This window comes from Myceligenerans xiligouense, from assembly GCF_003814695.1.
GTDB lineage: Bacteria > Actinomycetota > Actinomycetes > Actinomycetales > Cellulomonadaceae > Myceligenerans > Myceligenerans xiligouense.
Map to the genome: position 1 here is coordinate 3,071,210 of NZ_RKQZ01000001.1, position 21,933 is coordinate 3,093,142.

General features: G+C 74.2%; 15 protein-coding genes. 4 read left to right on the forward strand and 11 right to left on the reverse strand.

Annotated elements, in window-relative coordinates:
• Positions 1-10 precede the first annotated feature (10 nt).
• From murD to EDD34_RS13405, 9 genes are all read right to left on the reverse strand, one after another.
• Positions 11-1,603, reverse strand: a complete 1,593-nt coding sequence (gene murD / locus EDD34_RS13365) for a UDP-N-acetylmuramoyl-L-alanine--D-glutamate ligase (protein WP_246012664.1) — start codon at positions 1,601-1,603, stop codon at positions 11-13.
• Positions 1,604-1,710: 107 nt separating this feature from the next.
• Positions 1,711-2,793 carry a phospho-N-acetylmuramoyl-pentapeptide-transferase gene (gene mraY, locus EDD34_RS13370; protein WP_123815017.1) on the reverse strand — a complete coding sequence of 361 codons (1,083 nt, stop codon included), beginning with the start codon at positions 2,791-2,793 and terminating at the stop codon, positions 1,711-1,713.
• Entirely contained in the window at positions 2,790-4,265 is a 1,476-nt protein-coding gene (locus EDD34_RS13375; RefSeq protein WP_123815018.1) for a UDP-N-acetylmuramoyl-tripeptide--D-alanyl-D-alanine ligase, read from the reverse strand. Before EDD34_RS13375 ends, mraY begins: the two co-directional genes overlap by 4 nt.
• Complete coding sequence (locus EDD34_RS13380) at positions 4,262-5,881, reverse strand: UDP-N-acetylmuramoyl-L-alanyl-D-glutamate--2,6-diaminopimelate ligase (protein ID WP_123815019.1); 1,620 nt, start codon at positions 5,879-5,881, stop codon at positions 4,262-4,264. The genes EDD34_RS13375 and EDD34_RS13380 overlap by 4 nt, the downstream gene beginning before the upstream one ends.
• Before the next feature lie 78 nt (positions 5,882-5,959).
• Positions 5,960-7,885 carry a peptidoglycan D,D-transpeptidase FtsI family protein gene (locus EDD34_RS13385; protein ID WP_246012398.1) on the reverse strand — a complete coding sequence of 642 codons (1,926 nt, stop codon included), beginning with the start codon at positions 7,883-7,885 and terminating at the stop codon, positions 5,960-5,962.
• Between the two features lie 434 nt (positions 7,886-8,319).
• On the reverse strand, positions 8,320-8,763 hold the full coding sequence (gene ftsL, locus EDD34_RS13390) for a cell division protein FtsL (RefSeq protein WP_123815021.1): 444 nt from the start codon (positions 8,761-8,763) through the stop codon (positions 8,320-8,322).
• On the reverse strand, positions 8,760-9,869 hold the full coding sequence (gene rsmH, locus EDD34_RS13395; protein WP_425462354.1) for a 16S rRNA (cytosine(1402)-N(4))-methyltransferase RsmH: 1,110 nt from the start codon (positions 9,867-9,869) through the stop codon (positions 8,760-8,762). The genes ftsL and rsmH overlap by 4 nt, the downstream gene beginning before the upstream one ends.
• Positions 9,870-10,041: 172 nt before the next feature.
• Positions 10,042-10,479 carry a division/cell wall cluster transcriptional repressor MraZ gene (gene mraZ / locus EDD34_RS13400; RefSeq protein WP_123816524.1) on the reverse strand — a complete coding sequence of 146 codons (438 nt, stop codon included), beginning with the start codon at positions 10,477-10,479 and terminating at the stop codon, positions 10,042-10,044.
• Between the two features lie 277 nt (positions 10,480-10,756).
• Positions 10,757-13,573, reverse strand: coding sequence for a cellulose binding domain-containing protein (locus EDD34_RS13405; protein WP_123815022.1), 2,817 nt, complete (start codon positions 13,571-13,573; stop codon positions 10,757-10,759).
• A 260-nt stretch (positions 13,574-13,833) separates the two neighbouring features.
• Here EDD34_RS13405 and EDD34_RS13410 point away from each other — a divergent pair, with 260 nt between their 5' ends.
• The 4 genes from EDD34_RS13410 (at position 13,834) to EDD34_RS13425 (ending at position 19,992) form a co-directional block, all read left to right on the forward strand.
• Positions 13,834-14,991: an MFS transporter gene (locus EDD34_RS13410; RefSeq protein WP_123815023.1), complete on the forward strand. Its 1,158-nt coding sequence runs from the start codon at positions 13,834-13,836 to the stop codon at positions 14,989-14,991.
• A gap of 275 nt (positions 14,992-15,266) precedes the next feature.
• Positions 15,267-16,295, forward strand: a complete 1,029-nt coding sequence (locus EDD34_RS13415) for an AAA family ATPase (protein ID WP_123816525.1) — start codon at positions 15,267-15,269, stop codon at positions 16,293-16,295.
• Complete coding sequence (locus EDD34_RS13420; RefSeq protein ID WP_123815024.1) at positions 16,295-17,611, forward strand: DUF58 domain-containing protein; 1,317 nt, start codon at positions 16,295-16,297, stop codon at positions 17,609-17,611. Before EDD34_RS13415 ends, EDD34_RS13420 begins: the two co-directional genes overlap by 1 nt.
• Positions 17,608-19,992: a transglutaminase TgpA family protein gene (locus EDD34_RS13425; RefSeq protein WP_123815025.1), complete on the forward strand. Its 2,385-nt coding sequence runs from the start codon at positions 17,608-17,610 to the stop codon at positions 19,990-19,992. The genes EDD34_RS13420 and EDD34_RS13425 overlap by 4 nt, the downstream gene beginning before the upstream one ends.
• Before the next feature lie 191 nt (positions 19,993-20,183).
• Here EDD34_RS13425 and EDD34_RS13430 read toward each other — a convergent pair whose 3' ends face one another.
• Together EDD34_RS13430 and dinB are read right to left on the reverse strand one after the other, a co-directional pair.
• On the reverse strand, positions 20,184-20,597 hold the full coding sequence (locus EDD34_RS13430; RefSeq protein WP_123815026.1) for a DUF3040 domain-containing protein: 414 nt from the start codon (positions 20,595-20,597) through the stop codon (positions 20,184-20,186).
• A 115-nt stretch (positions 20,598-20,712) separates the two neighbouring features.
• A complete protein-coding gene (gene dinB, locus EDD34_RS13435; protein WP_123815027.1) occupies positions 20,713-21,927 on the reverse strand; it encodes a DNA polymerase IV in 1,215 nt (404 codons plus the stop codon).
• Between the last annotated feature and the right edge of the window lie 6 nt (positions 21,928-21,933).

A 21,933-nucleotide genomic window follows, 5' to 3' on the forward strand; every position in this document is an offset into this window, starting at 1 on the left:
CCCCGCTTCGTCAGGGGCGGTGCCGGCCGGCCCCGCCGTGCGTGCTGTCGTCCGCGTCGTCGTGCGCCGCCTCCTGGCGCACCGCGACGGCGAACGCCTCGCCACGCGCCGCGTAGGAGGCGAACTGGTCCATCGACGCACCCGCGGGGGCCAGGAGCACCGTGTCACCCGCCCGGGCCAGTCCGCGGGCGGCGGACACGGCGCGCCGCATCACCGTCCCAGTGTCGCCGGGATCGACCCGGACCACGGGGACCCCGGGCGCGTGTCGCGCCAGGGCGCCCGTGATCGGCACGGCGTCCGTCCCGATGACGACGGCGGCGCGCAGCCGGTCCGCGCGGGTGGCGACGAGCTCGTCGAAGTCGGCGCCCTTGGCGAGCCCCCCGGCCACCCACACGACGGTGCCGTGCGGGAATCCGGCGAGCGACGCCGCCGCGGCGTGCGCGTTCGTCGCCTTGGAGTCGTCGACGTAGGCGACCTCGTCGAGCCGGGCGACGTGCTGGATCCGGTGGTCGCCCGGCGCGAAGGCGCGCAGGCCGTCGCGCACGGCCGCGGCCGGGACGCCGTGGGCGCGGGCCAGCGCGGCGGCGGCGAGGGCGTTCGCGACGACGTGCGCGGGCGGGGTGGCGCCTCCGGCCAGGTGCGCGAGGTCCGCGAGCGTGCCGAGCTCGGCGGCGGAGCCGCGGCGGGCCGGGTCGTCGGCGGCGAGGTGGAACGCGCGGTCGACGAGCACGTCCTCCACGACGCCGAGATCGCCGGGACCGGGGACGCCGGCGACGAACCCGACGGCGCGCGCGCCCTCCGCGACGTCGGCCGCGCGGACGAGGTCCTCCGTGCGGGGGTCTGTCTTGTTGTACACGCACGCCACCCGGACACGCTCGTAGATCCGGCCCTTGGCGGCGGCGTAGGCGTCGAGCGAGCCGTGCCAGTCGAGGTGGTCGGGCGCGACATTGAGCACGGCGGCGGCCTCGGCCGCCATCGTGTGGGTGTGGTGGAGCTGGAAGCTGGACAGTTCCACGGCCAGGACGTCGAGCTCCGGGTCCAGGGCGGCGTCGACGAGGGGGCGTCCCACGTTCCCGACCGCCGCGGACCTCAGCCCGGCGGCCGTGAGGATCGAGTCGAGCATCTCGACCGTGGTGGTCTTGCCGTTGGTGCCGGTGACGGCGAGCCAGGGCGCGGGCCCGGCGCCGTCGTGCCCGGCCGTCGGACCGCGGCCCGACGGCGCACGGTCCACCCGCAGCCGCCACGCCAGCTCGATCTCGCTCCACACGGGAATCCCGGCCGCGCCCGCGGCGACGAGCAGCGGGGACGACGGCGGCCACCCGGGCGAAGCGACAACGAGATCGGCCGCCCCAACCAGCTCCGCCACCACCTCATCGACCTTGCCGACATCGCGCGACCGCGACGTCGCCGTCGATGACTGTGCTCCCGTCGACGGCGACGTCGTGGCCGGCGACGGCGGGGGATCGGGGAGGCGGACGTCGGCGTCGGTGGAGCGGGCGTCGACGGTGACGACGTCGGCGACGCGGCCACGCAGGGCGGCGGCGACCGCGCGGCCGGTGACGCCGTAGCCGGCGACCACGACGCGTGCGCGGTCGAGGGGCACGGCCGGCTCGACGACGGGCCCGCCGGCAGCGGCCTCGCCGCCGTCCGCCGGGCCGTCGCCGAACCGTCCCTGTCCGGTTGCCGGACCGGACGACGCCGGTCCCGGCGTCACGACACCACCCATTCGGCGTAGAAGATGCCCATGCCGAGCGCGGCGAAGAGGCCGGCGATGAGCCAGAACCGGATGACGATGGTCACCTCGCCCCACCCGGACAGCTCGAAGTGGTGGTGCAGCGGCGCCATCTTGAAGGCGCGCTTCCCGGTGAGCTTGAGAGAGCCGATCTGGATCGGGACGGACGCCACGATGATGACGAACAGGCCGCCGATGATCACCGCGAGCAGCTCGGTGCGGGACAGGATCGACAGGCCGGCGAACGCGCCGCCGAGCGCGAGCGACCCGGTGTCGCCCATGAAGATCTTCGCGGGGTTCGCGTTCCACCACAGGAAGCCGAAGCAGGCGCCCATGATCGCGGCGGCGATGATCGCGAGGTCCTGCGGGTCACGCACCTCGTAGCAGCTGGGACCCGCGGCGGCGAAGCGCTGGCAGGACTGGTTGAGCTGCCAGACGCCGACCAGCACGTAGGCACCGAAGGTGATGAGCGAGGCGCCCGTGGCGAGGCCGTCGAGGCCGTCGGTGATGTTCACCGCGTTGGACCACGCCGCGACCAGCAGGTTCGCCCAGATCACGAAGAGGATCAGGCCCACGGTGGCGCCGAAGAACGCCAGGTCGATGTTCGTGTCGCGCAGGAACGAGATCTTCGTGGACGCCGGGGTGCGGGAGTGCTCGTTCGGGAAACCGAGCGCGAGCACGGCGAACGAGACACCGATGAACCCCTGGCCGATCAGCTTGGCGCGCGCCGTCAGGCCCAGGGAGCGCTGCTTGCGGATCTTGGTGAAGTCGTCGAGGAAGCCGATGAAGCCGAGACCCACCATGAGGTACAGGCACAACAACGCCGAGACGCTCGGCAGCCGCTGGCTGACCGTCATCGACACCGCGAACCCGAGGAGCGTGCCGACGATGATCACGACCCCACCCATCTGGGGCGTGCCGCGCTTGGTGAAGTGGGCCGTGGGCCCGTCCTGGCGGACGAACTGGCCGTAGTTCTTGTGGATGAGGAAACGGATGAACAGCGGCGTGCCGAACAGCGACACGAGCAGCGCGACGGCCGCGCTGACGAGGATCGCGATCACCGGGCGGCCTCCTGCCCGGCCGGCGCCGCGATCGTGTCGCCGGTCCCGGCGAGGTGGTCACCCAGGCGCCAGAGCCCGGCCCCCAGTGACGACTTGACGAGCACCACGTCGCGCGAGCGCAGCTCGCCGTCCAGGTAGTGCGCCGCCGCTTCGACGTCCGGCACGAACACCGTCTCCTCCCCCCAGGAACCTTCCTGGGCCGCTCCCTCGTGAATGTGGTACGCCCCCTCGCCCACCACGACGAGAAGCTTGATGTTGAGCCGGACGGCCAGCAGGCCGACGTCGTGGTGCGCGACGCGCGATCCGTCTCCCAGCTCGAGCATCTCGCCGAGCACGGCGACCGACCGCCGCTCCCGCCCGGCCATGATCGCCAGCGCCTTGAGCCCGGCCCGCATCGAGTCCGGGTTGGCGTTGTAGGCGTCGTCGATCACGGTGACGCCGTCGGACCGTTCGGTGACGGCCATGCGGTGCGGGCTCGCCGGCCCGGCCTCGGCCAGCCGCCCGGCGATCGTGGCCGGGTCGAGGCCGAGGCGCAGCGCCGCCGTCGCCGCCGCCAGCGCGTTGGACACGTGGTGCTCGCCCACCAGGGCGAGGGACACGGGAGTCTCCAGGGGTTCGCCGGACCCGGCCACCGGCGGGCTCACGCGCAGCGTGAACGACGCCCGGCCGTCCGGCCCGATGGTCACGTCTTGCGCGCGGACGTCCGCGGTGGGGATGGTGCCGAAGGTGACGACGCCGGTCCCGGCCGCCCGGTCGACCCGGTCGGCCATCGCGGCGACGCGCATGTCGTCGGCGTTCAGCACGACGGTCCCGCCCGGTCGCGTGCCCTCGGCCATCTCGCCCTTGGTCCGCGCGATCGCCTCGACGTCGCCGAACTTCCCGACGTGCGCGACGCCGACGGCGAGCACGACGCCCACCTCGGGCGGCGCGATCGAGGTGAGGTACTCGATGTTGCGCGGCGCGTCGGCACCCATCTCCAGCACGAGGAACCGCGTGGCGGGCGTCACCCCCAGCACGGTCATCGGCAGCCCGACCTCGTTGTTCAGCGATCCGGCGGGCACGATCGTGGCGCCCTCCGGACGCAGCAGCGCGCCGAGCAGGTCCTTCGTGGTGGTCTTGCCGACCGAGCCGGTCACCGCCACCACCCGCAGGTCCGGGTTCTCCTCCCGCACCCGGGCCAGCACGTGGCGGGCCAGGTCGCCCAGCGCGCGTTGCGGGTCCGGCGTCACGACGACCGGCACACCGGCGCCGGGCAGTTCGCGCGCGGCCAGCACGACGACGGCTCCGGCCGCCACCGCGGCCTCCGCGTAGGCGTGCCCGTCGGCGGACTCGCCCTCCCAGGCGACGAAGAGCGCACCGGGCTCCGCCTTCCGCGAGTCGGTGACCACCGGTCCGGTCACATGCGTGTCCGGGTCCCCGTGCAGCGTCCCCCCGGTGGCTGCGGCGACCTGCGCCGCAGTCAGCTCGATCATGCTCTGTGTTCCTCTCTCGCTCCCGCCGTACGGCCGGAGACCGTCCCCTCGTGGTCCCTGTGGTCCGCCGGACGCCTCGCCAGTGCGGCGCGCGCCTCCTCGCGGTCGTCCAGGTGGTGGTCGACGCCCGCGATCTCCTGGATCGTCTCGTGGCCGCGCCCCGCGATCAGTACGGTGTCGCCGGCGTCGGCTGCGGCGACGGCCCACGCGATCGCCTCGGCCCGGTCGGCGACCTCGGTCAGCTCGACGTCCCGCCCGAGGCCCGCCAGTGCCTCGCGAGCGCCGTCGAGCACCGCCCGGCGCACCGCGGCGCGGTCCTCGCCGTGCGGGTCGTCGTCGGTGACGACGACGACGTCGGCGCCGCGTACCGCGGCCGCGCCCATGAAGGGGCGCTTGCCGGGGTCGCGGTCGCCGGTCGCGCCGAAGACCACCGCCAGCCTGCCCGTCGTCGTGGGCCGCAGTGCCGAGAGCGCGAGGTCGAGCGCCTCGGTGTTGTGCGCGAAGTCGACCACGACGCGCGGCGAGGCCGCCAGCACCTCCATACGGCCGGGCACGGTCGCGCTGAGGCCGCCGGCGGCGCGGAGCGCGTCGGTGACGGCGTCCACGCCGGCCCCGGACTCCAGGACCATGGCCACGGCGAGCGCCGCGTTGGCGACGTTGTAGCCGCCGGGCAGCGCGGTGCGGGTGCGCAGCGTCCGGCCGTCGCGGTGGGTGAGCGTGAACGCGGACCCGGTGCCGTCGGGCGCGACGGCGGACACCGTCCAGTCGGCGGCCGGGTCGAGCGGACGTGTTCCCGTGCCGGTGGACAGGGTGGTGACGGGCACCTCGGCGCGGCGGGCCATCGCGGCGCCGTGCTCGTCGTCGACCACGACGACGCCGCGGCGGGAACGCGCGGGCGTGAACAGCTCGGCCTTGGTGGCGAAGTACGTGTCGAGGTCGCCGTGGAAGTCCAGGTGGTCCTGCGTGAGATTGGTGAACCCGGCGACGTCGTAGACCACGCCGTCCACCCGGTGCTGCGCGATGGCGTGCGAGGACACCTCCATGGCGAGCGAGTCCACGCCGTCGGACACCATCGCGGCGAGGACGGCCTGCAGGTCGGCGGCCTCGGGCGTGGTCAGGACGCTCGGCAGCACGCGGTCTCCGGACCGGGTCTCCACGGTGCCGACGAGGCCGCTCGTGCGGCCCAGCGCCCGCAGCAGGTGGTCGAGCTGGTACGTGGTGGTCGTCTTGCCGTTGGTGCCGGTGAGGCCGAACGTGAGGAGCCGCTCGGCGGGCGCGCCGTACACGCGGGCGGCGGCGGGTCCGGCGGCGGCTCGCGGGTCGGGGACGACGACGACGGGTGCGGTCTCCCCCGCCAGCAACGCGGCGCCCGCGGGGTCGGTGAGGACGGCCGTGGCGCCGCGCGCGACCGCGTCGGCGGCGAACCGGGCTCCGTGCACGCGCGCGCCGGGCAGGGCCACGAAGAGGTCTCCCGGACCGGCCGCGCGATTGTCGGAGACGACGCCCGTGACCTCGGCGTCCGTGGTGGGAACCGGAGCTCCGAGGGCCGCGGCCAGGTCGCTCGCCCGATGCGGTGTCACTTCTGCGGGGCGGATCCGAGCTTGCGGGGATGTCACGAGGTAGAACCTACCGTCTGCGGGCCCGACCGCCGTACGCGGCGGTGCGGGGCGGGGTCGGTCGCGGGGGCACCGGACTCACCACGTCGTCTTCATCGGCCGGTACTTCTCGTCGCTCGGCGGGACATCCATCTTCTGCAGGGTGAAGCCCATCACGTCACGGAACACCGGCGCGGCGACCTCGCCGCCGTAGATGCTGCTCTTCGGGGAGCGGAGGAACACGCCCACCGTGTACCGGGGGTCGTCGGCGGGAGCGACGCCCACGAACGAGGCCATGTAGGTCTGCCGGCCGTCCTCGAGCCACATCTGCGCGGTACCGGTCTTGCCCGCCACGCGGTATCCGGGCACGTTCGCGTTCGCCGCGGTGCCGCCCTCGTCGGTCACGGCCTCCATCATGTGCAGGAGCGTGTCCGCGGTGCCGGTGGAGATGACCCGCTCGCCGTCCGGGCGCGCCGCCGGCGACTCCTGGCCCTCGTCGTCCGTCGTCCCGGCGAGCAGGGTGGGCCGGGTGCGGATGCCGCCGTTCGCGACGGTGGAGAACACGGCGGTCGCCTGGATCGCGTTCACGGCCACGCCCTGCCCGAACAGCACGGTGTCCCGGGTGCGCAGGTCCCACCGTCCGACGTCCTCCGGCGGCATGATCCCGGCCGACTCGCCCGGCAGGCCGAGCCCCGTCAGCTGCCCGAACCCGAATTTCGCCAGGTAGTCCTGGCGGGTCTGGAGCGGGATCTTCTCGCCCGCCATGACGGTGCCGACGTTCGAGGACTCGGCGAGCACGCCGGCCAGCGTGAGCCGCTCGACGGGGTGCTCGTGGGAGTCGGTGAACGTCTGGCCCGACGGCGCCGTCCACCGGTCGGGCACGGTGAACCGCGAGCCCGGCTCCCAGGCGCCGGTCTCCAGCGCCGCGGCCATCGTGATCACCTTGCCGGTGGAGCCGGGCTCGAACACGGCGGTCACCGCCCTGGACGGCTCGGCCACGGCGGCCGTGGAGCGGTCGTTCGGGTCGTGCGCACCGGAATCGGCGAGCGCGACCACCTCACCCGTCCGCACGTCCTGCACGACGGCGATCCCGTACGCCGCGCCCGTGTCACGGACGGCCTGGTCGACGGCGTCCTGCGCCTTCCACTGCACGTCGTGCACGAGAGTGAGGCGCACGTCGTCGCCCGGGACCGCCGGGGTGTACTCCTGCGCCGCCGCCGGGATGCGCAGTCCGTCACGCGAGCGTTCGTACGTCTCCTCGCCGGGCGTGCCCGCCAGCGCGTCGTCGTACGCGGCCTCGATGCCGGCCTGGCCGGTCTGATCGCCGTCGACGAAGCCCAGCAGACCCGCTCCGACCGTGCCGGCCGGATAGGTGCGCTTGCTGACCAGGTCGGTCCGGATGTACGCGCGCAGCCCGAGCTCCGCGATCGCGCGCTGGGCACGCGGCACCACGTCCTTGGCCAGCACGACGTAGCGGGAGTCTCCCACCAGCTCGGCGGCGAGCTCGGCGGAGGGGATGTTCAGGACCGGGCCCAGGAGCTGGGCCACGCCGAGCGCGCCGTCCTGCACGGCGTCGCCCCGCGCGTCGACGCGGCCGTGCCCGCGGAAGTCCTTGATGGCGACCGGGTCCGCGATGACGGTGTAGCGGTCCACGGAGGTGGCCAGCACGACGCCGTCGGCGTCGGTGATGTCCCCGCGGTGCGCGGGGGTGACGGCGGTGGCGAGGCGCGCCGCCTGTGCGTCCGCCGCCAGCGCCGGGCCCTGGATCACCTGCACCTGCACGAGCCGCGCCACGAACACCAGCACGATGACGGCCGTGATGCCGATCAGCCAGCGCTGCCGGACCTCCGGCCGGCCCGGTGCCGGGCGCGTCGGGGTGTAGCGCCTGCCCTCCAGCGGGGCCGGGCGGCGCGCACCGGCCGCGCCGCGCGTCCTCGGCGCCGGTGCGTCCCGGCCCGCCGGCGGGGCCTGGAGACCGAGCCGGGAGGTGGTGCCGCGCGCGCCCGGCCGGGCGGAGGTCTTCACGCGCTGCGGCGTCCGCCCGGACGCTCTCCCCCGTGCCGGGTCACGCGGTGCGGGCTTCCGGGCGGGCGCGGCCTTGGCCGTACGTGCCGGCTTGGCCGTACGTGCGGGCTTGGCCTTGGCCGCCGACCTAGCCGTGCCCTGGGGCGTGCCCTTCGCAGTGGCTCTGGCCGTACGTGCGGGCTTGGCCTTGGCCGCCGGCTTGGCCGTGCGTGCCGGCCTGGCCGTGCCCTGGGGCGGGCTCTTCGCAGCGGCTCTGGCCGTCGCCGCCGGGTTCTTCGCCGTGCCTCGGGCCGTGCTCCTGGCAGTGCTCTTCGCGGGGGCCTTCGCCGAACCCTTGGCCGAACCCTTCACCGGGGCGCCCTTCGCGGACGCCCCGCGTCCCGACGCCGTCGTGCGCCGGGACGCGGGAGAACGCCGGGGCTCCCGCGGCGCCGTCACTTGCCCTTCCCCTGCACCACCTTGCCGGTCTCCACCGAGAGCATGATCGGGTTCTCGGCGGGGACCATCCCGTAGGAGCGGGCCGTCTCGGCGAGGTCCACCTCGGCCTGCGCGATGCTCTCCTGGAGCCCCTGCACGTCCTGGGCGGTACGGCCCACGTCGCTCTGGAGCCGCGCCATCTCGTACGAGCCCCGCGCGAGCGTCGTGTTCAGCACGAGCGCCGTGACGAGGGCGCCGAGCAGGATCGTGGCGCACAGCACGAGGAACGGGACCTTGGACCGGGCATGCAGGGGTGCGCGGACGGCGTCGAACCGGCGGCCGGTCCGCCCGGCACCGCCGGGGATCGCGGTCAGCGACGGCCGGCGGTTCGCCGGGCGCGACGGCGACCGGGTGGGTGCTGCGGTAGTGGTCCGCGCGGCGGCGGCGCGTGCTGCGCTCATCGGCGGTCCTCCTTGCGTGCCTGGTGCTTGCGTGGTTTCTCGTGCCCCGTGCGGGCCCGCGTGCCGCGTGCCTCGCGCAGGTGGTCCGGGGTGGGTCGCACCCGCCGTGCGGCCCGCAGGCGGACCGATGCCGAGCGCGGGTTGCGCTCCAGCTCCGGCCCGTCGGCGGTCTCCGCGCCGCGCGTCAGCGCCTCCAGGTAGGGCTTGTGGGTCTCGGGCTCGACGGGCAGGCCGGGCGGGGCCGACGACGTCGTCCCGCGCTGCAGGGCTCGCTTGACGATGCGGTCCTCCAGCGAGTGGTACGACTCCACGACGATCCGCCCGTCGGTGGCCAGGGCCTCGATCGCCGCCGGGACGGCGCGCCCGAGCACCTCGATCTCGCCGTTCACCTCGATGCGCAGCGCCTGGAAGGTGCGCTTGGCGGGGTGCCCGCCGGTCTTGCGGGTGGCGGCCGGGATCGTGGCGCGCAGCAGGTCGACCAGGTCGCCCGAGCGTTCCCACGGCTCGGACTCGCGGCGCCGCACGATCGCCCGGGCGATCCGGGCGGCGAACCGCTCCTCGCCGTACTCCCGCAGGATCCGCGCGAGCTCCCGCTCGTCGTAGGTGTTGAGCACGTCGGCCGCGGTGTGCCCGCGAGTGGGGTCCATCCGCATGTCGAGCGGTGCGTCCTGGGAGTACGCGAAGCCGCGGACGGTCTCGTCCAGCTGCAGCGAGCTGACCCCGAGGTCCATGAGGACGCCCTGCACGGCGCCCGGGGTGGGGCCGTCGGCCGTGTGCTCGGAGACGACCTCACCGATCTCGTCGTAGACCGCGTGCACGGGCGTGAAGCGGTCACCGAACCGCGCCAGGCGCTCCGAGGCGAGCCGGAGGGCCTCCGGGTCGCGGTCGATGCCGATCACGCGGGCCGTGGGCACCTGCTCCAGGACCCCCTCGGTATGACCCCCCATCCCGAGCGTGCAGTCGACGAGCACGGAACCCGGCGCCGCGAGCGCCGGGGCGAGCAGGTCGACGCAGCGCTGCAGGAGGACGGGCACGTGCCGGTCCGCGGCACCGCCGGCACGTTCCTCGGTCGCGTTCATCATGTCCCGCCCTCCTTCCATTTCCATGCCGATATTGTTACTTGCCGGATTCTTTTGCCCGGGTGTTGCGGGCCACGCCCGGTGACGCCCGGCGAGCGGGGCCGTCCGGCCAGGTCTCCCTCCGCGTTCTGGCGCCGGGGAAGTGCGCCAGACCTCGCGGGGAGAGGCCTCACCGGACGGCCGGTGGACCGTGCCGGGGTCAGATTCCGAGATCCGAGATCGCCTCGGCGATCTCGGCGTAGCCCGCCTCCTTCTCCTCCGAGTAGGCCGCCCAGGTCTCCGCGTCCCAGACCTCCACGCGGGTGCCGACCCCGATCACGACGACGTCGCGACCCAGGCCCGCGTACTCGCGCAGCGACGCGGGAATGGAGACCCTGCCCTGCTTGTCGGGCACCTCGTCCGAGGCGCTCGACAGGAACATCCGCAGGTAGTCGCGCGCCTGCCGGCTCGTCACGGGCGCGGAACGGACCTGCTCGTAGATCCGGCTGAACTCGTCCATCGGGAGCAGGAAGAGGCACCTGTCCTGACCGCGGGTCATGACCAGCCCCCCGGCGAGACGGCCCCGGAACTTGGCGGGAAGGATGAGCCGGCCCTTCTCGTCGAGCTTCGGGGTGAAGGTGCCGAGAAGAAGGCCCAGGCCGGTGAACGCGCCCGTCGGCTGCCCGGATGTCGCAGTGTCCACGGCCCGCACCTCCCCTCGCGCTCCCGCGACCTCCACGCTACTCCACTTTGCTCCACATAGCCTGAGATTTGATCGCGGCAACTCGTGTAGGTAATGTCAATACGCAGGTCAAGAACATCAAGACCCGGTGGAGAAAACGGGAACCCGAGCGTGTCCCTCCCCACACGGACGGGACGGGCGCCCGGCCGAAGCCGGACGCCCGTCCGTCAGGTGCGTGACGCGCGGTCGAGGATCAGGTGGTCCCGCAGGCGGCGCCACCGAGGCGGATGTCGGCGGCCGACGGCGTACCGCCGGCCGGCATCGTGGCCACGAAGCCCACCGTCGCCGACTCGCCGGTTCCCAGGTCGCTGTCCCAGGACGGCGCCGTGGCCGTGACCGACGTGCCGTCCTGCACGACGTCGGCGCCCCAGCCGCTGGAGACCTCGACGCCCGGCGCGAACGTCCACGCGATCACCCACGGGTCGAGTGTCTCCGTACCGGTGCTGGTCACCGTGACCTCGCCCTGGAAGCCGGTGCCCCACTCGTTCACGACCGTCCACTCGGCCTCGCAGCCGGGCGCCGGGTCGGTCCCGGTGGGTTCCGGTGTGGGCGTGGGGGTCGGTGTGGGCGTGGGGGTCGGTGTGGGCGTGGGGGTCGGTGTGGGCGTGGGGGTCGGTGTGGGGGTCGGCTCGGGCTCCGTGGGTTCGCCCGTCGGGGTGGGGTCCGGCGACGGCGTCGTGCCGGTGAACTCGCCCATGACGATGCCGCGCCCGTTCGTTCCGACATAGACCCGCCCGAAGACGTCCGGGTCCCCCGTGATGACCTGGCCCGTCCAGGCGAACTGGTGCTCGTCGTCGTTGATCCGCACCCAGGACGCTCCGGCGTCGTCGGACCGGAACAGGCCGCGCACGCCGCCCACCTGCGCCGAGATGTACACGGCCGGGTGGTCGAACCCGGGGGCCGGCGCCCCGAAGCCGACCGCGTCGGCCTCCTCGACGCCGGACACCCGCGCGAACGTGGCGCCGCCGTCGGCCGAGTGCCACAGGCCGTACGGACCGTCGTCGTCGCTGCCGGCGACGAAGAGCTCGCCGGACCGCCCCGGCACCGCGCCGAACCGCACGTCCCCCGTCGGCAGGCCGGCGGCCCCCGAGGCCGTGAAGGTCTCGCCGCCGTCGGTGGAGGCGTAGAACGTGCCGCCCGCCATGGCGTAGAAGCGTTGCGGGTCGGAGCGGTCCGCCTCGACCCGTGCTCCGGCGGGGACGCCCGACGACGCGGTCCAGCTCGACCCCAGCGTCGTGGACACGTGCACGTCCGCGCCCTCCGGGCTCCACAGGATCCGCGAGCCGTCCGCGCTGATCGCGACCGTGCCCGGGCCGGCGACACCGGCCGGCTCCTGCGCGGCCCACCACGAGTCACCGCCGGACGTCGACACACCCAGGTGGCCGGCACCCTCCTCGTCGGACTCCCCGACACGCACCATCGTGTCCGGCACGTCCTGCGCGAAGTCCACGCCGAGCACGCCCGTCTGGTACGGCTGCGTGTAGTGGAAGCGGTCGGGCACGGTGGCGACGTCGTCGTGCACGAAGCCGCCGATGTCGTACATCCCCGAGATCAGGTCGATGTCGCCGGGCGGGGCGGCGAGGTCCTGGACCGCGGTCTCCTCGATACCCTGGGCGCGGACGCCGATGGCCACGGTGACGCCCGAGTCCCACGCGGTGAGGTTCTCGCCGCCGTACACGGTGGCGCCGGTGCCGTACAGGAAGCGGTCCGAGTCGAACGGGTCGATCTCGAAGGACTCCGTCATCCAGCCGAGCTTGGGGCTGGGGCTGTCCGGCGCGTCCTGGTTGCCGAAGTCGAGCCACGGCGCCCCGGAGATGTCGAGCGAGTAGCGCAGGGTGCGCTCCGGGTACGCGGCCCACTCCCAGATCGGGCTCCACGTCTCGCCGCGGTCGGTGCTGCGGTAGACCTGGATGTCCGGCCACCACGAGATCTGGCTGACGGCCATGATCGTGTCCGGGTCCTGGCGGTCGATGGTCAGCCCCGAGTAGCCGAAGTGGGCATCCGGGTCGTCCGACGGCACGGGGCTGATCCGTGTCCAGCCGCCCGTGGCGGTGTCCAGGCGCCAGACGTCGCCGAGGTCGCCGTCGTACGGGCCGCCCGTGTCCGAGGTCGCGAGGTAGAACTGGCCGCCCTCGGTGTCCAGCACCGCCTTGTGCGGGATGAAGCCCGTGGGCTGGTCCGGCACCCGCTCCCACGTGACGCCCGCGTCGGTGGAGCGGTAGACGTTGTTCTCCTTGTCCGCCACGCCCACGTAGATCGTGTTGCTCGGGCTGCCCGCGGACGCCCCGTCGGGGTCGAACTCGACCCACAGCACGCCCTGGTTGCCGGTCAGGTAGTCGTTCGGGTCCGACGGGTCCTGGACGTAGTCGCCCGGGTTGGGGAACGCGGTGACCTCGGACCAGGTGGCTCCGGTGTCGGTGCTGCGCCACAGCCCGTTGCCGCCCTCCGTGCCGAGGTACAGCACGCTCGGGTCGCTGGGGTCGACGGCGAGCCGCTCACCCATGCCGCGGCCCGGCATGTTGCCGCCCACCTTGAACGGCAGATCGGCCTTGGCCCAGGTCTCACCCCGGTCCGCACTGCGCAGGATCGCGCCGTTGCCCGGGTCCCAGGAGTTCGTGTAGGAGCCGACCATCGCGTAGACGTTGTCCGCGTCGGTCGGATCCGGGGCGATCGACAGGACGCCGCTGTGGCCCCAGTCGTCCCAGCCGACGTGGTCCAGCAGCGGGGTCCAGCGGCTGGACCCCGGGTCGCGCCGGTACGCGCCCCCGACGTCGGTGCGGACGTAGGCCAGGCCCTGCTCGGCCTCGCTGTACACGATGCCGGGAACGAAGCCGCCCCCGACGATCTCGACGTTGCCCCACTCGTAGTCCGCCTGCTGCGCGGTCACGTCCCGCGCGTCCGCCGTGGTCGCGGGCAGGGCCGCGGCCGCGGTGCTCACCGCGGCGGCACCCAGCCCGGCCGCTCCGAGTCCCAACCCGGCAAGGGCTGCGACGACTGGCCGAAGTCTCATCCTCAGCTCACCTCTTCGTGCCGACACCTCAGGGGCCGGCCGGCCCCCGGCGGGCACGGCTCTGTGCCCGGCACGGGCAACCTAATTGAAGCGCTTCGACGATCGGAGGAGGTTAAACGTTTGGTCCGGCCGCCCGGCGCCGCGCGGCGGATCCCTGCCGCCCTTCCCTCCGCACGACATCCACCGCCCTTCAGCCCGCCTGAATCCCGGTGAAGCGGAACTCGCTTGTCCCGCGCGGCGCCACGACCCACACTCGCCGTATGGCCAGAACCCGCACCACAGCGGCACCGCACGACGTCGCCCATCGGTCGCGCGGGTTCGCGGTGCTCCTGGTCGTCACCTTCCTCGCGCTGACGAACTACGCGGCCCTGCTGTCCGTGGTCCCCCTGTGGGCCGCCGAGGGCGGCGCGGGCAGCGCGGCGATGGGCAGCACGACCGGCGTCATGATGGCGGGTACCGTCGCCGCGCAACTGGCCATGCCGTGGCTGTTCCGGCTGCTCGACCTGCGCACCATGGTGGTCGTGGGCGCCGCGCTCCTGGGCGTGCCGACGCCCCTCTACCTGCTCACCACCGACCTGCTGCCCGTCCTGGCCCTGTCCGCGGCACGCGGTGCGGGATTCGCGCTCGTCGTCGTCGCCGGCGGGACCTTGGTCGCCGAACTCGCGGTGACCGGGCGCTTCGCCCGCTCGGCGGCCCTCTACGGGACGTCGGCCGCGCTGCCCAACCTCGTCGCGCTGCCCGGCGGGGTCTGGGTGGCCCAGACCTGGGGCTTCGACCTCACGTTCTGGTCGGCGGGCGCCGCCTCCCTGGCCGGCTCCCTGATCGCCCTCTGCCTGCCGGGCCGCACCCGGGGGAGCTTCACGCTCGGATCCCTCGCCGCGGCCCGGCGCATCGTCCGGCCGATCGGGATCTTCCTGCTCGCCGCGGCCGCGTTCGGCGCCGCGACCACGTTCGTCCCGGTGGCCGGGCCGGGCACCAGGGACGTCGCCCTCGCCCTGCTGGCCGCGTCGGCGGCGCTGGTCGCGGCGCGCCTGGCCGCCGGCGCCGTGGGTGACCGGTTCGGCACGGGGCGACTGCTCCTGCCCGGCGGGCTCCTGTGCGCCGCCGGCGTCGCGGTGATCGCCGTCTCCCTGACCGGGGGCCCGTGGTTCCTCCTCGGCGCGGTGCTGCTCGGCGCGGGCTTCGGCGCGACGCAGAACGACTCCTTCGTCTCCGTCGTGCGCGCCCTCGGCGCCGGCCACCACGGCGCGGCCAGCACGGTCTGGAACATCGCCTACGACGGCGGACTCGGCGCGGGGGCGTTCGTGCTCGGGCTCGTGATCGCCCAGGCGGGCTACACGGGGGCGTTCCTGACGCTGGCCGCGGTGATCACCGCCGTCGTCCTCGGCCTGACATGGGCGCGACCCCGGGAACGCTGACGGCCGGATCCCGGTGCGGACGGCGGGCCGCGCGGCCGCCCCCGACGGGCCCGCCGGTGCGCGTGACGAACGCAACAGGTTCCCGGCCGCCTCCATTAGGCTGAACGGACACAGCGGACGCCCCGGCACGGTGCCGGTCGCGCGGCCGCTGCCCAGAATCCAGGCCGACGGAGGTTCCCCCAGTGCAGCAAGATCCCCACGCTCCCGGCCTGCTCCAGTCCCAGCAGAACAGCGGTGCCGCAGGTGGCGCGCCCGTTCGCCGCTCCGCGGGGGCCGTGCCGCTCCCGCCTGCCCTCGCCGGGCGGAGCTCCGGGAACGGCGCGGCGTCCGGCGACCCGGCCGCGCTGCTGCCCGAGCTCGTGGACACCACGAGCCGGATTCGCGCGGCGATCGAGTCGGTGGTCACGGGCCGGCCCGGACTGGCGGACATCACGCTCGCGGTACTCCTGGCCGAGGGGCACCTGCTCGTGGAGGACGTGCCGGGCGTCGGCAAGACCACGCTCGCCAAGGCCCTGGCCCGCAGCATCGCCTGCGCCGTGGGACGCATCCAGTTCACGCCGGACCTGCTGCCCAGCGACCTGACCGGGGTGAACATCTTCCGCAACGACAGCCACGAGTTCGAGTTCCGCCCTGGTCCGGTGTTCAGCAACATCGTCATCGGCGACGAGATCAACCGCGCGTCCCCCAAGACCCAGTCGGCCCTCCTGGAGTGCATGGAGGAGGGGCAGACCACCGTCGACGGCACCACGCACACGCTCCCCCGCCCGTTCCTCGTCGTCGCGACGCAGAACCCGGTCGAGATGGAAGGCACGTACCCGCTGCCCGAGGCGCAGCGGGACCGCTTCATGGCCCGCATCACCGTCGGCTACCCCGATCCCGACGCCGAGCTCCTCATGCTCGAGCGGCAGGAGGCCGACAACCCGCTGAGCCACCTGGATCCCGTCACCGACGGCGCCGCCATGCTCCGGTACTCGACGTTCGTGCGCGGCGTGTACGCGTCGAGCTCCGTCAAGCGGTACGTGCTCGCCCTCGTGGGCGCCACGCGAGACCATGCCGGCCTGCGGCTCGGCGCCTCGCCCCGCGCCTCGCTGCAGCTCCTCAAGGCGGCCAAGGCGATGGCCGCGATGGCGGGCCGCGACCACGTGCTGCCCGACGACGTCCAGCGGCTCGCCCGCCCCGTCATCGCGCACCGCCTCATCCAGACCACCGAGTCGCGCCTGGGCGGCGTGACACCCGAGCGGATCGTGGACGACATCGTCCGCCGCACCCCCGTGCCCGCGCTCGACCGGGCCGACCGCCGCTGATGCGTCTGGTGGGCGCACTCCGCCGCCTCGGCCGCGTACGGCTCACCGGCCGGGGCGTCGGGGCCTGCCTGATCGGCGTGGCGCTCGTGCTCGCCGGCCTCCTGCTGTCCCTGCCGGACCTGGTGGCCACCGGCGCGGCGGCGCTGCTCGCCGTCACCCTCGCATGGCTGGTCACCGGGCTGCAGCGGCTCGACGAAGGGCGCGGCGCCCTGGTGGTGCACCGGCAGGTGGTCCCGAGCCCCGTGGTCCGTGACGCCCGGACCGACGTCCACCTCGCCGTCTCCGCCGCCACCCCGACCGGCGCCGCCTACGAGCGCCTCGCCCGCCTGCGGCTGTCGGAGCAGGCCGCGCACGAGCTCGCGGGCCACGAGGGCATCCGCGCACGCGTGCACGCCCGTGCGGAACGGATCGATGTCAGGTACTCCCTCATGCCGTCCCGTCGCGGGCGCTGGCCGCTCGGCCCCCTGCTGACCTCGCGCACCGACGTGTTCGGCCTGGTCCGGGCAACACAGCCACTGGGAGGCACGACGGGCGTGGCGGTCTGGCCACGCACCGTCGAGCTCACGATGCGCACGCGGGCACGGGGCGACGTCGACCGGGCGTCCGCGGGGGGAAGCCTGCAGTCGTCCGACGACGCCGTACTGCGCGAGTACGTTCCCGGCGACGACCCCCGCCGGGTGCACTGGGCGAGCGCCGCGCGCCGCGGCCAGCTCCTGGTGCGCTCCGACGAGAGCGCCGGCGTGCGGCCGGTGAGCGTCCTGCTGGACCGCGGTCTGCTGCCGCACCAGCAGGACGGCGCCGCGGCGTTCAGCCGTCCGGCGGCGGTGAGCGACGGCGAGTGGGCGGTGGACCTGATCGCGTCGGCTGCGACGTCCTTCCTGGATGCGGGACATCCCTCGCGCATCCTCACCACCAGTGCGGCCCCAGCCGTGGAGGGCGTCCGGTTCGTGCCGACACGCTCCGCCCGGCACATGCTGCTCGACGCCTGCGTCGACCTCCACGGGCACCGCGGGCCGGCGGAGGCGGCCCACGCCGCCGGCACCACCGCCCGGGCGCTCCGCCTGGCCCGCCGCTCGAGCGAGCTCCTGGTGGCGGTCCTCGGGCCGCAGGCCCCGGACACCCGCCGCGAGCTGGCCGCCCTCGGCGCGGACGGCTCCTGCTGGGCGCTGCTCGTGGCCCCGCGCGGCAAGGGGTTCCGGCACGACGTGGACGACACCGCCGCCGAGCTCACCGCCGCGGGCTGGCACGTGGCGCGGTGCGAGGCCGGCACCGACATCGAGCGCGCCTGGGCGCTCCTGAGCGAGGGAACGGCATGATCCCGGCCCATCACGGAGCACTCACCCGCACGGTGGTGAGCGGCGCGCTGGTCGCCGTCGCGACGATCGCGTCGATGTTCGCCCTCGGGGAGATCATCGACCCGGGCGCCTGGACACTCGCCGGCGTCGTCGGCGTGATCCTGACCGCCGCGAGCACGAGCCTGACCCGGTGGGCGCTGCTGAACCGGGCGATGAACCGGGCCCGCTCCCGGCCCGGCACCGGGCGGGCCGACGGGAGCGGCGAGGGCGCCGCACGGGAGTCGGTGGGCGACCACGCGGCCGAACGGGCGGCCGGGACCGTGTCCTTCCTGGCCACCCTTGTCGGGCTGGCCGTGGCCTCCTGGTACGTCCTGGCGCGGTACGGCACCGCGACCGGTGAGATGACCCTGCTGGTCGGGGGCGACGAGTGGCTCTGGGTCCTCGACCGGTTCGCGGCCGCCACCGACATCATGACCATGGAGCGCGCGCCCGTCGAGGACAGCCTGCCCATCGGGATGGTCGCCGTCGCCGGCACGCTCCTGATGTTCCTCGTCGCCGACTCCCTCGCGGGAGCGCGGATGCCCGCCCTGGCCGGCCTCCCCCTGCTGGTGCTGTGGACGCCGTCGCTGTCGATCATGGGTCGCATCCCCGCCGGCACCTTCGTCGTGGCGGTGACCGCCGCGCTGCTGCTGCTCACCCTCGACCGGTCCGGCGCCGGGTTCGCGCGCGGGCCGAGCCAGGACGCCGCCGTCGCCCGGGCCCGACGGTCCCGGGCCTGGATCACCGCGGTCTCGTCCGTCCTCGTGGCCGTCCTCGCGCTGGGGACGGGTGCCGTGGTCGCGGCGGTCCCCGGCGTGTCCACCGGCTTCTCCCAGATCTTCCGGACGCAGGGCCAGTCCCTGGAGCTGTCCGACGAGTTCGACATGCGCGCCGGTCTCGGGACGCGGTCCTCGGCGGAGGTCCTCACCTACGAGATCTCGGCCCCGGAGCGGCGCGGACCCCTGCGGGAGCGCACGTTCACCGCCTGGGACGGCCGCCGGGTCAGCTGGGACCCGCGCGACGGCGGCCTGGTCGACGTCACCGCGGAGACGCGGCTCGTGTCCGGGACCGAGACGCTCACGGGGGGATCCACCCGCCTCGACGTGCAGATCTCCTCGAGCCGCGACGGCCTGCTGCCGGTGCCCGGCGGCCCCCGCCGGCTCGTGGTCCCCCCGGGCGGCGACGGATGGCGCTGGGACCCGGTCCTCGACGAGGTGCGCAGCGACGACGCGCTCGCCGAAGGCACCCGGTACGCCGTCGAGATGTTCGGACGCGGCCTTTCTCCCGCGGCCCTGCGCGCCGCGGGAGACGGCCTGCCGGGCAACGCCGACTACACGTCCCTGGTGGAGACGGAGTACCTCGCGCGGACCACCGACCTCGCGCTCGAGGTCACCGACGGCGCGCGCACCCGCTACGACCAGGCCGTGGCCCTGCAGAACTGGCTGCACCACGAGGGCGGGTTCACCTACTCCCCCGACACGGCACCGGCCCGGACGGACGACGCCACCTGGGACTTCCTGACCGACCGGCAGGGCTACTGCGTCCAGTTCTCGACGGCGTTCTTCGTCATGGCACGTTCGCTCGGTATCCCGACCCGCATCGGCGTCGGGTACCTGCCCGGGAACGACGACGACGGCGACGGCGTCTGGTCCGTCACCGGCCAGGACTCGCACTCCTGGCCCGAGGTGTGGTTCCAGGGTTTCGGGTGGGTCCGGTTCGAACCGACACCGCAGGTGCAGACCGGCCCGCTGCCCGACTACGCGAACCCGGCCGCCGCTCCCGGACCGGCACCCAGCGAGGTGCCCGAGGAGCCGCGCCCCACGAGCGTCCCGGAGGGCGACCCGGAGGAGGAGGACCCCACGGCCGAGGCCGATCCCGCCGGGGCCGGAACCGCCGGCCGGGGCGCCGCGGGGGAATCGCTGCCCTGGGAGGTCTGGGCCGGCACGGCCGTGCTCGTGCTGGCTCTCTGCACGGGCGGGCTCTGGCTGCTCCTGCGGCGTCGCCAGGACTCGGTGACGCTCGACCCGGAGCAGGCGTGGCAGCGTGTGGTGGCGCAGCTCGCCGAGAGGAACGTGCTGCTCGGCCCGTCCACGACGCTCCGGCAGGCGCCCGACGACATCGCGGAGCAGGTCCGGGCGCGCACGGGAAGCCCGCTGCCCGACGAGACCGCGGAAGGGATCGTCGCCATCGCGCAGGCGGCGGAGAACGAACGCTACGCCCGCGAGTTCATGTCGCCGTCGCCGACACAGCTCGACGAGCTCACCGAGACCGTCTCCGCGGGAATCGCCGAGGCCCTCGGCACCGCGCCGGGCACGCCGGCGGCCAGGGTCGGCGAGGTCCTGACCCAGGCCCTGCGCCGCTGAGAACGGGCGCACAAGGGGCCGGGCGCACAAGGGGCCGGGGCGCACGAGGGACGGAAGGACGGACGAGGGCACGGCGGACGGGTGCGAAGCGCCCGGGCGAACGCCGGCACACAGCAGAAGGGCCGCCCCGGGGATCCGGTGCGGCCCTGCGCCGATCGATCGGCCGCTGAGTCAGGGTGGCGGGGCCGAGGTCATCGGCCCTGATCCCGACGGCGGTCCCAGCGTTCCTCGAGCCGGGTCAGGAACCCCGACCAGCCTCCGCTGCCGGACGGCTGGTCCTTGCCCTTGCCCGGCTTCGGGGGCGTGACGTTGCCCTCGGCGTCCACGACCCCCGCCGGACCCGGCTTCCGCCGCGGGGCCGCGACGGCGAACACGACGCCCGCGAACATGAGGACGAAACCCACCACGCCGATCCAGGTGCTGGACGACGCGACGCCCACCACCAGGAGTAGCAGGCCGACGACGACGGCGACGCCGGCCAGCACGTACCGCGTGACGGATCGGCGCCCGGAAGACTGCAACGTGTTCGCGAGACGCGGGTCGTCGGAGGTGAGGGCGCGCTCCATCTGCTCCAGCACTCGCTGCTCGTACTCGGAAAGCGGCATCGAGACCCCCAGATCTCGCAAAGTTACGGTGACCCTCTCAGGATAAGCCGGTCGCGCCCCCTACGGTAGTCGACATCCCGGACGAAGCGGGAACTGACACCGCCCATCTGCGTGGTCAGGCTCCCAGGTCGATCGCGGACCGGCCGAACTTCCGGCGCACGGCGTCCAGCGCGAGCTCGGCCTCACGCTGGGCACCGGAGCGGGGGTCGGCGGCTTCCTCCAGGGTCGGCTGGGCGGCCAGCCCCTCCCGCGCGAGCACGCGTTCGCCACGCACGCCCACGAGCCGTACCGGCAGGCCGTGCCGGTCCACCGAAGCGACCAGCTCCCGGGACACGAGGTAGATGTCCCGGGCCACGTCGGTCGGCCCGTCGAGGGTCCGCGACCGCGTCACCGTGACGAAGTCGCTGGTGCGCACCTTGACCGAGATCGTGCGGGCCACCACGCCCTGCTGCCGCATCCGGGCCGCGACCCGGTCCGCGAGCTCCCGGACCCGCCGCGCCAGCACGGCCTCGTCATGCACGTCGGTACCGAACGTCGTCTCCGCCCCGACGCTGTGCTCCTCGCGGCCGGGCACCACCGGCCGGAGGTCCCGGCCCCAGGCCAGGTTGTGGAGGTGCGCCCCGCTCACCCGCCCGACGGCGGTCTGCAGGCTCGGCAGGTCGGTGTGCGCCAGTTCCGCGACCGTCGTGATCCCCCACGCCGCCAGGGCCTTCTCGGTCTTCTCCCCGACACCCCACAGCGCGCCGACCGGCAGGCAGTGGAGGAACTCGACGGTCGCGGCGTCCGGGATCAGCAGCATCCCGTCGGGCTTGGCGTGCGTCGAGGCGAGCTTCGCCACGAACTTGTTCCGCGCCACCCCGACCGACGCCGTCACGCCGTAGGCAGCCCGGATCCGCTCCCGGATGTCCGCCCCGATCCGGGTGGGTTCGCCGAGCCTTCTCCGCGCGCCGGCCACGTCGAGGAACGCCTCGTCCACGCTGACCTTCTCGACCAGGGGCGTGACGTCACCCAGGATCTCCATCACTCCGCGTGACACGGTCGAGTACAGGCCGAAATCCGGCGTGATCACGATCGCCTGCGGGCACAGCAGGCGCGCACGTGTCATCGACATGGCGGATTTGACGCCGTAGGCACGCGCCTCGTACGTCGCCGCCGCCACGACGCCGCGCTCCTGCCCGCCCACGATCACCGGCTTGCCCCGCAGTTCGGGCCGCCGGGCGATCTCGCACGAGGCGAAGAACGCGTCCATGTCGACGTGCATCACCGTGCAGCCGGACTCGTCCGACCCCCAGTCCCGCCGCGCGGCGACGGACCGCGGACCGCGGCTCACGGGCTC

Coding starts and splice junctions, on each gene's coding strand:
- EDD34_RS13375 (WP_123815018.1), bottom strand. CDS start 4,265: ATGATCGAGCTGACTGCGGCGCAGGTCGCCGCAGCCACCGGGGGGACG.
- ftsL (WP_123815021.1), bottom strand. CDS start 8,763: ATGAGCGCAGCACGCGCCGCCGCCGCGCGGACCACTACCGCAGCACCC.
- rsmH (WP_425462354.1), bottom strand. CDS start 9,869: ATGGAAATGGAAGGAGGGCGGGACATGATGAACGCGACCGAGGAACGT.
- EDD34_RS13405 (WP_123815022.1), bottom strand. CDS start 13,573: ATGAGACTTCGGCCAGTCGTCGCAGCCCTTGCCGGGTTGGGACTCGGA.
- EDD34_RS13410 (WP_123815023.1), top strand. CDS start 13,834: ATGGCCAGAACCCGCACCACAGCGGCACCGCACGACGTCGCCCATCGG.
- EDD34_RS13420 (WP_123815024.1), top strand. CDS start 16,295: ATGCGTCTGGTGGGCGCACTCCGCCGCCTCGGCCGCGTACGGCTCACC.
- EDD34_RS13425 (WP_123815025.1), top strand. CDS start 17,608: ATGATCCCGGCCCATCACGGAGCACTCACCCGCACGGTGGTGAGCGGC.
- EDD34_RS13430 (WP_123815026.1), bottom strand. CDS start 20,597: ATGCCGCTTTCCGAGTACGAGCAGCGAGTGCTGGAGCAGATGGAGCGC.